Below are 13,325 nucleotides of genomic sequence, written 5' to 3'. Positions count from 1 at the left end.
TGCCGCGCTCGTCGGGCGCCGCGGCGACCACCGACGCGCCGGGCCGGCGGCCGGCCCGCACGTGGTTGAACAGCAGGTTCAGCGAGACGGCGACGACGGCCGCGGCGCTGATGCCGGAGTGCATGATCACCGCGAACCACTCGGGGAAGGCGTCCCAGAAGGTGGGGGCGGCGATCGGGATGACGCCGACGCCCAGCGCGGTGGCGACGATGACCAGGTTCAGCCCGGCGCCGAAGTCCACCCGGGACAACGTGCGGATGCCGCTGGCGGCCACGGTGCCGAAGAGCACGATGCCCGCGCCGCCGAGGACCGGGAGCGGTACGAGGGCGATGACGGACGCGGCCACGGGGACCAGTCCGAGCACCACCAGGATGACTCCGCCGGCGGCGACCACGAACCGGCTGCGGACCTTGGTCATGGCGACCAGTCCGATGTTCTGGGCGAAGGCGCTGCACATGAAGCCGTTGAAGAACGGGCTGACGGCGCTGCCCAGGGCGTCGGCGCGCAGACCGCCCTCGATGGTCCGTTCGTCCGCCGGGCGGCCGACGATCTTGCCGAGGGCCAGCATGTCGGCGGTGGACTCGGTCATGCAGACCAGCATCACGATGCACATCGAGATGATGGCGGCGATCTCGAACTGCGGTGCGCCGAAGTGGAAGGGCGTCGGGAAGCCGACCACGTCGGCGTCGCCCAGGGCCCCGAAGTCGGTGATGCCGGCCGGGATCGCGATCAGGGTGCCGATGACCAGGCCGAGCAGGATGGCGATCTGCTGGAGGAAGCCCCGCAGCAGTTTGCGCAGGGCCAGCACGATGACGAGGGTGACGGCAGCCATCGTGATGTTGGTCATCGAACCGTAGTCGTCGGCTGTCGCGTTGCCGCCCTGCGACCAGTTGAAGGCGACCGGCAGCAGCGAGACACCGATCAGGGTGATGACGGTGCCGGTGACGACGGGCGGGAAGAACCGCACCAGTTTGCAGAAGTACGGGGCGAGGAGGAAACCGAGGAGACCGGCGACGATGATCGCGCCGAAGATGACGGCTATGCCGTCGTGCCCGCGGTCCTTCCCTATCGCGATCATCGGGGTCACCCCGGCGAACGAGACACCGTTGACGAACGGCAGCCGGGCACCGATGCGCCAGAAGCCGAGGGTCTGGAGCAGGGTGGCTATCCCCGCGGTGAAGAGGCTCGCCCCCATGAGGAAGGCGGTCTCCTTGGCGCTCAGACCCACAGCGGGCCCCACGATCATGGGCGGGGCCACCACGCCCGCGTACATCGCGGCCACGTGCTGCAGACCGCTGGTGAACATCTTGAGGGGCGGGAGCGTCTCGTCGACCGGGTGCTTCCGGTCCGGTTCCCCTTTTCCTGTGCTTGCTGCTACTGCGTCTGCGTCGACTGCGTTCTTGCGAAACCTGGGCGTAGCTGCCACGGCTTCCTCCGGTCGGGTGCACGTCGGGCGACGTGGGTGTCAGGGAGGTGGTGCTGAGCGGTGCGTTGGTGCAGGTCGTGCAGCTGGTGCGGGCAGCTTTGGGTTTCCCCGCGGGGGTGCGCGTACGGGACGTACGCGCACCCCCGCGGGCTGCCGTGAACCTTGTCGGGTCCACGGCGGCCGGCCGAGGGCCGTCCCCCTCGGCCGGCCTGTCAGGGGGTGAGGGAGATCCCGCCAGGGATCACGGGACAGCCCTCACGGAGCATCAGGACCCGGCGGCGAGCTGTGCCAGGCGCCTGGCCTCGTCGCGGGTCGCGCGGGCGACGGCGTCCTCGTCCACCGTGGTGAGACGGCTGTCCTCGACGACGGTCCTGCCGTTGACGAGGGAGAGGGTGACGGGGGCCGCGGCGCCGAAGACGAGCGCGGTCACGGGGTCGGCGATGGAGGCGTGGGCCAGGGTGTCCAGCTTCCACAGCACGAGGTCGGCGAGCTTCCCCGGTTCCAGGGAGCCGATCTCGTCGGCGCGGCCGAGCACCTGGGCGCCGCCGTACGTGCCCAGGCGCAGTGCCTGGCGCGCGTCGAGCGCCTTCTCGCGGTGGGCGCCGAGGCGGTTGATGAGGAGGGCGTTGCGCAGTTCGGTGTGGAGTTCGCCGGACTCGTTGGACGCCGTTCCGTCGACGCCGAGCCCTACCGGGACGCCGGCGGCCAGCATGTCGGGGACCCGGGCGATGCCGGCGGCGAGGCGGGCGTTGGAGGACGGGCAGTGCGCGACGCCGGTGCCGGTGCGGGCGAAGGCGGCGATGTCGGAGTCGTTCATGTGGACGCAGTGCGCCATCCACACGTCCTCGCCGAGCCAGCCGGTCGATTCGAAGTAGTCCGTCGGGCCCATCCCGAACAGTTCCTTGCAGAACTGCTCCTCCTCGACGGTCTCCGAACCATGGGTGTGCAGGCGCACCCCGCGCCGGCGGGCCAGCTCGGCTCCCTGGCGCATCAGTTCGGTGGACACGGAGAAGGGCGAGCAGGGGGCGACCGCGATCCGTGTCATCGCGTCGAAGGAGGTGTCGTGGTGCTCGTCGATGGTCGCCTCGGTGGCGGCGAGCGCCCCGTCGAGGGTCTCGACGGCGAAGTCCGGCGGCAGCCCGCCGTCCTTCTCGCTGCGGTCCATGGAGCCCCGGGCGAGGGTGAAGCGTATGCCCATGTCGCGGGCGGCGCCGATGATCGCGCCCGACAGGTCACCGGAACCACGGGGATGGACGTAGTGGTGGTCCATGGCAGTGGTGACCCCGCCGCGGGCCATCATCGCGAGCGAGCCCTGGGCGGCCGCGCGGGCCATCGGCTCGTCGATGCGCGCCCATGTCGGGTACAGCGCGACCAGCCAGTCGAAGAGGTTGTGGTCGGTCGCCAGACCCCTGGTTATCCACTGGTAGAAGTGGTGGTGGGTGTTGACGAGACCGGGTGTGACGAGGTGACCTGTGCCGTCGATGCGCCGTACGACGCCTTCGAGGTTCTCCGGCGCCCTGCCCGCGCCGACGTGTTCGATGCGGTTGTCCGCCACGACGATGTGCCCCGAGGCGTATTCGGTGTCGTGGGCGTCGACGGTGGCGATCGAACAGTTCTCGATGACGACACGTCGAACGGTCCTTGGTTCCGCCTGAGCTGCCATGGCTCTTCCCTCTTCTGTGTCTGGCGATGCGGGCACGGCAGGACCCTAGGAGGATTTGAGTGCCACAGCGCTGCGGCTGTGGGTGCCGAGATGGTGGAAGAACAGGTTGAGCAGGACCGCCACGAGCGCTCCCGCACTGATCCCGGAGCCGAGCACCGTCTGCGCCCAGGAGGGGAATCCGGCGTAGAAGGCGGGTGCCGCGAGAGGGATGATGCCCGCGCCGAGTGCCACCGCTACGAGGATGATGTTGGAGCTGTCGTCGAGTCCCGCCTCGGACAGGGTCCGGATGCCGCTCACCGCGATCGAGCCGAAGAGGACGATGCCGGCGCCGCCGAGCACGGGCATCGGGACCAGCGAGACGACCGCCCCGAGCACGGGGAAGGCGCCCAGGATCAGCAGTGCGCCGCCCGCTGCGGCCACCACGTAGCGGCTGCGCACCCTGGTCAGCGAGACGACGCCGACGTTCTGGGCGAAGGCACTGGTCGGGAAGCCGCCGAAGACGGGGCCGAGGAGGGTGGCGATGCCGTCGGTGCGCAGACCGCGGGTGATGGTGGGTCCGTCGGTGCGCCGGTCGCAGATCTCGCCGAGCGCCAGCATCCCGGCGGAGGACTCCGTCATCAGCACCAGCATCACGATGCAGAGGGAGAGGATCGCGGCGGGCTGGAATTCGGGCGGCCCGAAGGCGAAGGGCGTGGGCAGGGCGGCGACGGGGGCGGAGCCGAGCGCGGAGAAGTCGGCGAGGCCGAACGGGATCGCGGCCAGCGTTCCGATGAACATCCCGGCGAGCAGGGCCACTTGCTTGACGAAGCCGCGTCCGAAGCGCTGGATCACGAGGATGACGACGAGGGTGAAGGCAGCCAGTGCCAGGTACTTCATGTCACCGAAGTCGTCGGCGGTGGCGTCGCCTCCCTGGGCCCAGCCGACCGGAACAGGCATCAGGGTGACGCCGATGAGGGTGATCACGACCCCGGTGACGAGGGGTGGGAAGAAGCGCAGCAGCCGCCCGAAGAACGGGCCGACGGCGAGGCAGAAGACACCTGCGACCAGTACCGCCCCGTAGATCGCGGGGAGTTGGTGGCCGGGGGCGCTGGTCTCGGCGATGGCGAGCATCGGCGCGATGCCGGCGGAGGACGCCGCGTTGACGAACGGGAGCCGGTTCCCGGCGAACCGTCCGGCGCCGATGGTCTGGAGGAGGGTGGCGAGTCCGGCGATCAGGAGGCTCGCCGCGATCAGGCGGGTCATACCGGCCGCGTCGAGTCCGACGGCCTGCCCGATGATGAGCGGAGGGGTGACGACGCCCGCGTACATGGCGGCGATGTGCTGGAGCGCGGCGGGGACGAGCCGCGAGGGCGGTAGCTTTTCGTCCACCGGGTGGACTGCCTCGACGGCAGTGGTCGGTGGTGTGGTGCATGGGCCTTTCGCCGGCCCCGTTGCAGGCTTTGCCATGGTATTTCCCTCCGGGATGACCGGCCCCCGCCCCGCTGGGGGCGGGGGCCGGTTCAGCACCGCGTCAGAGGTTGGTCATGTCGACCGGGATCTTCGGCTCGACGCCGTCCCGGAGCACCGTCGCCTCGATGAGGCCGTAGGGACGGTCGGCTGCGAAGTACACCTCGTTGTCGTTCTTGAGCCCGAAGGGTTCGAGGTCCACGAGGAAGTGGTGGTTGTTCGGCAGCGAGAAGCGGATCTCGTCGATCTCGCTGCGGCTGTTGATGATGCGCGAACCCATCTGGTACAGGGTCTGCTGGAGTGAGAGGGAGTACGTCTCCGCGAAGGCCTGGAGCATGTGCTTGCGCGTCTGCTCGTAGGACTTCTCCCAGTTCGGCATGCGCTGTTCGTCGCTGGTCCAGTTGTACCGCCACTTGGCGGAGACATCGGTCGCGAGAATGCGGTCGTACGCCTCCTTCAGCGTCGTGTACTTGTCCTTGACGTAGCCCCAGAACTCCGAGTTGGTGGAGTTCATGACGGAGAGGTCCTTGAGGCCGGAGATGACCTCCCACTTCTCACCGTCGAAGGTGATCTGGGTGGTGCGCGTCTCCTGGCCCTTGCGGACGAAGGAGTGCTTGACCTCGTCGGCGCCGATGAACTTCGAGTTGCCGTCGGAGGTCGCGATGCGCTCCCAGGCGTACTCCTCGATCCTGATCCGGGCCACCTTGATCGGCTCCTGCGAGGTCACGAAGTGCCGCGCGAGGTGGATGCCGAACTGCTCCGCGGACTCGATGCCGTGTTCCTTGGCGAAGGCGAACACCGTGTTCTTGGTGGTGTCGGTCGGCAGGACGTTGGCGTTGGAGCCGGAGTAGTGGACGTCGTCCATGTCGCCGGAGAGGGCGACCGAGACGTTGAGGTCCTTGATGTGGTGGGTGTCGCCGTCCCGCGTGATCTTGACGACGCGGTTCTCTGCTTTGCCGTACTGGTTCTGGCCGAGAATCGTGGGCATTGTCTGCTAGCTCCCTCGGTAAACGGAGTAGCCGAACGGGTTGAGCAGCAGCGGTACGTGATAGTGCTCGCCCGGGGTGACGGCGAATGCGATCGCCACCTCCGGGAAGAACGCGCCGCTGTCCCTTACGCGGGGGGCGTCCTGCTGCGCCTCGGCTTGCTTCTTCGCGGTGAAGTACGACTCGGTGTCGAAGACGAGCCGTACGTGGGTGGTTCCTTCCGGCAGGGCCGGCAGGTCTTTGCAGCGCCCGTCCGCATCGGTCGCGGAGCCACCGAGCGTCACGTACTGCGCTTCGCCGCCGCTACGGGCGGCCAGGGAGACGGTGACGGCTCCGGCGGGGCGGCCGATGCTGGTGTCCAGGATGTGGGTGGACACCGATGCGGTGGTGTCGGTGCTCAAGACCGTCACGCTCCTTGTTCTCAAGAGTGCTGTACGAGGTCCTGGTCCTCAGGAGTCCTCTACGAGGCGGTTCAGCCGGATGCGGTTGATCTTGCCCAGCTCGGTGCGGACGATCTCGCGTTCCTGCTCGGGCGAGTTGCCGATCCGGGTCTTCACCGCGTCACGCATCTGCTCACCGGTGGCTCCGGTGGCGCAGATCAGGAAGACATGTCCGAACCGCTCCTGGTAGGCCAGGTTGAGTTCGAGCATCTCCGCCTTGAGCTCCTCGGACGCGCCGGCCATCCCCCGCTGCTCGCGGGCGGAGGCCGGGTCCCCGGGCTTGGGGCGGCCGATCGGCGGGTGGCCCGCCATCGCCTCGGCCAGGTCCTCCGCGGAGAGCTCGGCCATGGCGGCGTCACTGGCCGAGAACAGGGCTTCCGGGCCGGCGTACGGCCGGTGGGAGAGGATGAAGCCTGCCCATGCCGCGCTGGCACACACCTCGTGCAGTGCGACTGCGGCCTCTGGGGCCGCCAGGGTGTTGAACCGGGCGAGACCCGGTGTGGAGCTCGTAGTCACGGGAGCCTCCGTGGCTTTTTTTCGCTGTGCGTTTTCGGGCTGCGGACAGCTAACGCCCTTCGCAACACCACGTCAACAGTTTGTTGAAATTACGCGAACAGATAATGCCGCCGCCCGAGTTCCCGGACGACGGCATTGGACCGTATAAGGCTCAGCTACTCGCTCTTGGCGGCATTGTCCCGGTTCAGGTAGTTGTAAACGGTGAAGCGGCTGACCCCGAGCGCACCGGCCACGGTTTCCACACCGTGCCGCACGGCGAAGGCACCGCGTGCCTCCAGAGTGCGCACGACGCCCTGTTTGGCCTTACGGTCCAGATCGGCCAGCGGCATCCCGTGCCGCCGTTCCATCGCGGCCAGGATGTGGTCGAGCGATTCGGAGAGCTGCGGGAGCCGCACCGCCATGATGTCCGCCCCCTCCCACGTGAGCACCACGTCCTCGGCGGTGGCCTGCTCCGGGTCGAGCAGTTCGGCACCCATGGCGTCGACGAGCGGCTTCACGGCGGTGACCAGCGGGTGGTCGGCCGGTCCGGTCATGGGGCGTCCTCCCCGATCACGTTGACCTGGAGGGAGACCCGGGTGGCGCCCGAGGCCAGGGCCTTGCTCAGCAGGGAGCCGACCGCGGTGAGGACCTGGTCGGCGCCCCCTTCGGCCGTGTTCCCGAACGGACCCACGTCCACGGCGTCCAGGTCGGCGGCCTGGATGACCTCACGGGCCACCACCGCATGGGCGGGTGCTTCGTCGAGATCGAAGGGTTCGGTGGTGAATTCCACCCTCAAGCGCACGGTGCCTCCCTCGTGTCCCGCCGTGCCGGTCGGCTCGCACGGCTCGCCCCGACCCTAAGGCACGCGCCCCGGGCCCCGTCGCGGACTCGGGCACGGGGCACGGCGGGCCCGCGCCACAGCGGCCCGCGCCGCCTCATCCCCCGGCCTGGATGTCCCCCCGGGTGGACGACGCGATCGGGTCGCCGTGCGCGAAGTCACCGGGCGGGATCCCCGGATGGTGCCCGTCCCTGACCAGGGGCGCGGTGGCGGCGGCCGGGCCGAGCGCGAGCCGGGAGACGATCCGGTAGCGGTCGCCCCGGTAGAGCGAGTGCACGTACTCCACGGGCAGGCCGGCGGTGTCCGTCGTCAGGCGCTCGAACAGCAGGGCCGGGGAGAGCTCGGGGACCTCCAGGAGCTGGGCCTCGGCCCGTGTGACGACGGTGGGCTCGATGGCCTGGACCGCCTCGCGGACGTGCACCCCGTGGGTGTTCCTCAGATGCTCGTACAGATCGCCGTCCTCCAGCTCCTGGGCCGACAGGCCGGGTACGAGCGCCGCCCTGATGTGCAGGTGCTCGATCGCCATCGGGGCGCCGTCGACCAGACGCAGCCGGGCGACGTACACGATCTCGTCGGCGGGCGACATCCGCAGCTTGCGGCCGACGCGGGCGCCGGCCTGGAGGGTGGTGAACTCCAGCAGCCTGCTGGACCACGCCCCGGCGGCCTTCGGGACGCTCAGGGCGAGGTCGGCGGAGACCAGTTCCTGGATTATCTTCGCGGGCGCGACGAACATCCCGCGCCCGTGCTCCCGGACGAGCAGCCCGGCGGCCACCAGCTCGTCGACGGCGGCGCGCAGGGTGGGCCGGGACACGCCCAGCAGGGCGCAGAGGGCCCGCTCGGACGGGATGGCGTCCCCGGGGCTGCGGCTCTCGATCAGCTCGAGGACCGCGTCACGTGCCCGTTCCCGTTTGAGCACCGTCCCCGGTACGTCGGCTTTCATGCGTTCCCCTTCGCGTGTTCCGCTCCCTTTACCAGTTGAGCAGGCGATGGCCACTGGTCAGGAAGAGTCTAGCCACCTCACCGGGAAGAACGGGGGCAGATCGTCATCCGTATTTCCCAAAATCCCTTTCTACAAGGGGGGTTGACGACCCCATTGGTCTATGCCACCTTCATCCAGCATCAAGAGGTGAGCTGTCCAGTGGACTTCACTGGTCAGGTGGTCAGGTCTCTGCTCCCGTTGAGGTGAACCGTGAAGTACCGCTTGCTTGCCGGTGTGTCCGCGTTCGTGACGGCCGCCGCTCTCAGCGCCTGCAGTTCCGGTGCCGAAAGCGGTGACGGGGCCGCAGGCGTGACGCCGGTCGATGTGTGGCTGATGCGTGACAGCGTCTCGGCGGCGTTCCAGGAGGAGTTCACCGAGGGGTTCGAGGCGGCGCACCCGGAGATCGACGTCCGGATCCAGATCCAGGAGTGGGACGGCATCGGCCAGAAGATCACCGCTGCTCTGGCCAGCAACGACGCCCCGGACGTGATCGAGGCGGGCAACACGCAGGTGGCGCAGTTCGCCGGGAGCGGCGGCCTGCTGGACCTCAGTGACAGGAAGGACGAACTGAACGGCGGCGACTGGCTGAAGGGGCTGGCCGAACCTGGTTCGTACGAGGGCAGGCAGTACGGCATTCCGTACTACGCGGCCAACCGGGTCGTGATCTACCGCAAGGACCTCTTCGCGAAGGCCGGCATCGACGCCTCGGCGATCACCACGCGCGAGCAGTGGATCGACGCCACCACCGAGCTGGACAAGGGCGGCACCCAGGGCATCTACCTGCCGGGCCAGCTCTGGTACGCGCTCGCCGGATTCGTCTGGGACGAGGGCGGCGACCTGGCCACCGAGTCGGACGGCCGGTGGGAGGGCGCGCTCGACACCCCCGAGGCTCTGCGCGGGATGGCCTTCTACGCCCGGTTGCAGGCGCTCGGCAAGGGCCCCAAGGACTCCGACGAGGACGATCCGCCGCAGGCCGAGGTGATGGCGCAGGGGCAGGTGGCCCAGATGATCTCCACCCCTGGCGGTGCCAACGTGGTCGTCGAGAAGAATCCGGAACTCACGGGGAAGCTGGGATTCTTCCCGATCCCGGGGAAGACGGCCCGGACCCCGGGCGCGGTGTTCACCGGCGGCTCCGACCTGGTCGTCCCCGCCGCGGCGGCCCATCCGGACGCGGCGGTGACCTTCATCAAGGAGCTGACGGGCGACGCCTGGCAGAAGAAGCTCGCGGTGGCGATGAGCTACGTGCCCAACCGGACCACGCTCGCCTCCGCCGTGGCGGGGGACCCCGGCGCCTCGGCGATGGCGGCCGGCGCGGCGAACGGACATGCGACGCCGAACACCCCGGGCTGGGCGGCGGTGGAGGCCGAGAACCCGGTCAAGGACTACATGACCGCCGTCCTCACCGGCGGTGACGCCGCCGAGGAGGCGGCCAGGGCCTCCGCGGACATCACCCGGGCCATGAACGCCGGCTCCTGACCCGGCCCCGTCCGTTTCCCGCCACCGAGAGGAGGCCCGCCGTGCCGGCTGTCCGTGAACGGCCCGTGCCACGCGTCCACCGTCCCCCGAAGGCGCCACCGGGGCGGCGGAGCGGACGACCACCGCGCGACCTCTGGCCCTACGCCCTCATCGCGCCCGCGATCGGCGGCATGCTCTGTCTGCTGGTCCACCCGCTGGTGCGGGCCGTGGTGATCTCCCTCCAGGACTTCCGGCTCCGCCAGCTGATCAGCGGGGACGCCGAGTTCGTGGGGCTGCGCAACTACCGGACGCTGCTGTCCGACCCGCGCTTCTGGGAGGTGACCGGCCGCACCTTCGTCTTCATGGCCGTCAACGTCACACTGATCATGGTCATCTCGACACTGGTCGCATTGATGACGGAGCGGCTGCGCCGGGTCGGCCGTACCGTCGTGCTCTGCTCGCTGGTGCTCGCCTGGGCCATGCCCGTGGTCGCGGCCACCACGGTCTTCCAGTGGCTGTTCCACTCCGAGTTCGGGATCGTCAACCAGTCGCTGACGGCGCTCGGCTTCGGGTCCTTCGACCGCTACCCGTGGTTCGCGAACGGTACGGCGTCCTTCACGATCCTGGTCGTGCTGATCGTCTGGCAGTCCGTGCCGTTCGCGGCGGTCACCCTCTACTCCGCCCTGACCACCGTCCCGGCCGAGCTGTACGAGGCCGCCCGTCTGGACGGCGCTTCCGGTTCGCGTGTCTTCCGCTCGCTCACCTTCCCGATGCTGCGGCCGATCTTCATGCTGGTCTTCTCCCTGGAGGTGATCTGGACCTTCAAGGCGTTCGTCCAGATCTGGGTGATGACCCGCGGCGGCCCCGGCGACGCCACCACGATCCTGCCCGTGTACGCGGTCCAGACGGCGCTCTCCAGCCAGCGCTACGACCTCGGCTCCGCCGCGTCGATGATCACCGTGGTCCTGATGTCCGGGGTGCTGGTCCTCTACTTCCGCCAGATGTTCCGTCAGGAGGACGACCCGCGATGACCTCGCCGCACCCCCGCATCCGGCGGATCCCGCTGAACGCCGCCGCCGTCGTGACCGTCGTGGTGTGCCTGTTCCCGGTGTACTGGATGATCTCCACCGCCTTCAAGCCGTCCCGGGACATCCAATCCGCCGAGCCCCGGCTCGTTCCCTACAGCTGGACGCTGGACCACTTCCGCCGGGCCGTGCAGGCGGACGGCTTCGAACTGTTCTGGCGCAACAGCGTCCTGGTCACGCTGGGGGCCGTGCTGCTCTCCCTCGTCGTGGCACTCGGGGCCTCGTTCGCGGTCGCCCGGCTGCGGTGGAAGGGCCGGCGGCAGTTCATGCTGCTGGTCTTCGTCGCCCAGATGGCGCCCTGGGAGTCGCTGATCATCCCGGTCTACATCATCTCGCGTGACACGGACATGCTGGACCGGCTGCCCACCCTGACCCTCGTCTACTTCATGATCACGCTGCCCTTCACGATCGTGGTGCTGAGGGGCTTCCTCGCGACGATCCCGCCCGAACTGGAGGAAGCCGCCCAAGTCGACGGCTGTACCCGGACCGGTGCCTTCGTGAAGGTCGCCCTGCCGCTCCTCGCCCCCGGCCTGATGGCCACCTCCCTCTTCGGGTTCATCACCGCGTGGAACGAGTTCGCCTACGCCAACTTCCTGATCATCAAGCAGCAGGACAACCGCACCCTCCCGGTGTGGCTCTCCTCCTTCCAGAACACCTTCGGCACCGACTGGGGCGCCACCATGGCCGCCTCGACGCTCTTCGCGCTGCCCGCCCTGGTGATCTTCCTGCTGCTCCAGCGCCATGTGACCTCCGGCTTCGCGGCCGGCGCCGTGAAGGGCTGAACCCGGTGGCGTACCCGTGAACCGTCCGAACCCCCCTGCCCCGGAGGCCCCCGTGCCCGCATCACGCCCCGAGCTCTCCCTCGTCCCCCGCCCCCGCAAGGTCTCACCGCGCCCGGGCCGTTTCGTCCTCGGCCCGGACACCGCCGTACGCGCCCTGCCGGGTGCGGAACCGGCGGCGGGCCTGCTGCGTACGCTCCTCGGCCCGACGACCGGGCTGCCCCTCCCGCCCTCCGCCGACGGCCGTGTCGTGCTGGCACTCGACCCGCAGCTCGGCGGACTCGGCGACGAGGGGTACGGGCTGACCGTCGGACCGCAGGCGCTGCTGCTGCGTGCCGCACGCCCGGACGGCCTGCTGCGGGGCGTGCAGACGATCCGGCAGCTGCTGCCGCCCGAGGCGCTGTCGGGCGGTGCGCGGGGCGTGTCCTGGGAGCTGCCGTGCGTCGAGATCAGCGACGTACCGGAGCACTCCTGGCGTGGCGCGATGCTCGACGTCGCCCGGCACTTCCAGCCCGTCTCCTACCTGCGCCGTTACGTGGACCTGATGGCGCTGCACAAGCTGAACGTCCTGCATCTGCACCTCACGGACGACCAGGGCTGGCGCATGCCGGTCGTCGCCTTCCCCCGGCTGGCGTCGGTGGGCGGGCACCGGGCCCAGTCGCTGTCCGACGGAGTGCCGCACACGGGGACGTACACCGAAACGGAACTGCGTGACCTGGTCCGCCACGCACGGGAGCAGGGGGTGAGCGTCGTGCCGGAGATCGAGATGCCCGGTCATGCGCGCGCGGCCCTCGCGGCCTATCCCGCGCTCGGCAACCACCCGGACCGGCATCTCGACGTATGGACCAGGTGGGGTGTGTGCGACACCGTGCTCGGCGTCCACGAGGAGGTCTTCGACTTCTGCCGGACCGTGCTGGAGGAGGTCATGGACGTCTTCCCCTCGCCGTACGTCCACATCGGCGGCGAGGAGTGCCCGACCACCGAGTGGGAGAACAGCCCGGCGGCCCGTGCCCGTGCGGCGGCCGAGGGCCTGGCCGGCCCCCGGGAGCTCCACGGCTGGTTCATGGGCCGGATCGGCTCGTTCCTCCTGGAGCACGGCCGCCGGCCCGTCGGCTGGGCCGAGACGGGCAGCGAACTGCCTCCCGGATTCACGGTGATGACCTGGCGCGACCCGGCGCACGCCCTCGCGGCCGCGCGGCGCGGACATCAGGTGGTGGCCGCTCACCACCGCGCCACCTACCTGGACTACGCCCAGTCCACGGATCCGGACGAGCCACCCGCGCAGCGGGGCGATCCCGTCCCCCTGCACGCGGTCCACGCGAACGAGCCGGTGCCGCGGGACTGGGAGCCGGAGGCGGCCTCCCGGATCCTGGGCACCCAGGCGCAGTTGTGGACCGAGTACGTGACGACGCCGGACCGGATCGAGTACCTCGCCTACCCACGGCTGTGCGCCCTGGCGGACCGCTCCTGGTCCGGCGGACGCAGCGACTGGGCCGGATTCGTCGAGCGGCTGCGCGGCCACACCGCCCGGCTGGACGCGCTCGGTGTCCGGTACCGGCCTCTCACCACGCGGTCCCTGGCGACCGCGTCCGCAGGTACAGCGCGACCCCCTCGGTAGACCATCCCCCACCGTTCCGGAGAGGAACACCGCCATGAGGACATTCCGCAGGAGCCGTATCCGCGCGGCGGCGGCCGCCGCCGTGACCCTGGCGCTGGGCTGCACGGCCCTCGCC

General features: G+C 69.7%; 13 protein-coding genes. 4 read left to right on the top strand and 9 right to left on the bottom strand.

Annotated elements, in window-relative coordinates; genetic code table 11:
* From VN520_RS38450 to VN520_RS38410, 9 genes are all read right to left on the bottom strand, one after another.
* The coding region (locus VN520_RS38450; RefSeq protein WP_325751592.1) for a nucleobase:cation symporter-2 family protein at nucleotides 1–1,426 on the bottom strand (1,426 nt) is incomplete at its 3' end.
* A 265-nt stretch (nucleotides 1,427–1,691) separates the two neighbouring features.
* Complete coding sequence (locus VN520_RS38445) at nucleotides 1,692–3,089, bottom strand: 8-oxoguanine deaminase (protein WP_325751591.1); 1,398 nt, start codon at nucleotides 3,087–3,089, stop codon at nucleotides 1,692–1,694.
* A gap of 45 nt (nucleotides 3,090–3,134) precedes the next feature.
* A complete protein-coding gene (locus VN520_RS38440) occupies nucleotides 3,135–4,535 on the bottom strand; it encodes a nucleobase:cation symporter-2 family protein (protein WP_325751590.1) in 1,401 nt (466 codons plus the stop codon).
* Nucleotides 4,536–4,599: 64 nt separating this feature from the next.
* A complete protein-coding gene (gene pucL, locus VN520_RS38435) occupies nucleotides 4,600–5,523 on the bottom strand; it encodes a factor-independent urate hydroxylase (protein ID WP_325751589.1) in 924 nt (307 codons plus the stop codon).
* 6 nt (nucleotides 5,524–5,529) lie between these two features.
* Entirely contained in the window at nucleotides 5,530–5,922 is a 393-nt protein-coding gene (uraH, locus tag VN520_RS38430) for a hydroxyisourate hydrolase (protein ID WP_277331181.1), read from the bottom strand.
* Between the two features lie 48 nt (nucleotides 5,923–5,970).
* Nucleotides 5,971–6,477, bottom strand: a complete 507-nt coding sequence (uraD, locus tag VN520_RS38425; protein WP_325751588.1) for a 2-oxo-4-hydroxy-4-carboxy-5-ureidoimidazoline decarboxylase — start codon at nucleotides 6,475–6,477, stop codon at nucleotides 5,971–5,973.
* Nucleotides 6,478–6,632: 155 nt separating this feature from the next.
* Nucleotides 6,633–7,010 carry a helix-turn-helix domain-containing protein gene (locus VN520_RS38420; protein ID WP_325751587.1) on the bottom strand — a complete coding sequence of 126 codons (378 nt, stop codon included), beginning with the start codon at nucleotides 7,008–7,010 and terminating at the stop codon, nucleotides 6,633–6,635.
* Nucleotides 7,007–7,258, bottom strand: coding sequence for a hypothetical protein (locus VN520_RS38415; protein ID WP_325751586.1), 252 nt, complete (start codon nucleotides 7,256–7,258; stop codon nucleotides 7,007–7,009). Before VN520_RS38415 ends, VN520_RS38420 begins: the two co-directional genes overlap by 4 nt.
* Before the next feature lie 133 nt (nucleotides 7,259–7,391).
* Nucleotides 7,392–8,234: a GntR family transcriptional regulator gene (locus VN520_RS38410; protein ID WP_325751585.1), complete on the bottom strand. Its 843-nt coding sequence runs from the start codon at nucleotides 8,232–8,234 to the stop codon at nucleotides 7,392–7,394.
* A gap of 249 nt (nucleotides 8,235–8,483) precedes the next feature.
* Between VN520_RS38410 and VN520_RS38405 the strand changes: the two genes are divergently transcribed.
* From VN520_RS38405 to VN520_RS38390, 4 genes are read left to right on the top strand one after another with little or no spacing between them, the layout of a single operon-like run.
* Entirely contained in the window at nucleotides 8,484–9,749 is a 1,266-nt protein-coding gene (locus tag VN520_RS38405) for an extracellular solute-binding protein (protein ID WP_325751584.1), read from the top strand.
* 41 nt (nucleotides 9,750–9,790) lie between these two features.
* Nucleotides 9,791–10,759: a carbohydrate ABC transporter permease gene (locus VN520_RS38400; RefSeq protein WP_414720081.1), complete on the top strand. Its 969-nt coding sequence runs from the start codon at nucleotides 9,791–9,793 to the stop codon at nucleotides 10,757–10,759.
* Nucleotides 10,756–11,595, top strand: a complete 840-nt coding sequence (locus VN520_RS38395; RefSeq protein ID WP_325751583.1) for a carbohydrate ABC transporter permease — start codon at nucleotides 10,756–10,758, stop codon at nucleotides 11,593–11,595. Before VN520_RS38400 ends, VN520_RS38395 begins: the two co-directional genes overlap by 4 nt.
* Before the next feature lie 52 nt (nucleotides 11,596–11,647).
* Entirely contained in the window at nucleotides 11,648–13,210 is a 1,563-nt protein-coding gene (locus VN520_RS38390) for a beta-N-acetylhexosaminidase (RefSeq protein ID WP_325751582.1), read from the top strand.
* The last annotated feature ends 115 nt before the right edge of the window (nucleotides 13,211–13,325 follow it).

The organism is Streptomyces sp. (assembly GCF_035563135.1).
GTDB lineage: Bacteria > Actinomycetota > Actinomycetes > Streptomycetales > Streptomycetaceae > Streptomyces.
Note: the sequence above shows the minus strand (reverse complement) of the source record. Positions and strands in the feature narration are given on the sequence as shown.

Excerpts from the sequence above, each read along its gene's own strand:
- pucL (WP_325751589.1), bottom strand. The coding sequence starts at position 5,523 with ATGCCCACGATTCTCGGCCAGAACCAGTACGGCAAAGCAGAGAACCGC.
- VN520_RS38420 (WP_325751587.1), bottom strand. The coding sequence starts at position 7,010 with ATGACCGGACCGGCCGACCACCCGCTGGTCACCGCCGTGAAGCCGCTC.
- VN520_RS38410 (WP_325751585.1), bottom strand. The coding sequence starts at position 8,234 with ATGAAAGCCGACGTACCGGGGACGGTGCTCAAACGGGAACGGGCACGT.
- VN520_RS38395 (WP_325751583.1), top strand. The coding sequence starts at position 10,756 with ATGACCTCGCCGCACCCCCGCATCCGGCGGATCCCGCTGAACGCCGCC.
- VN520_RS38440 (WP_325751590.1), bottom strand. The coding sequence starts at position 4,535 with ATGGCAAAGCCTGCAACGGGGCCGGCGAAAGGCCCATGCACCACACCA.
- VN520_RS38445 (WP_325751591.1), bottom strand. The coding sequence starts at position 3,089 with ATGGCAGCTCAGGCGGAACCAAGGACCGTTCGACGTGTCGTCATCGAG.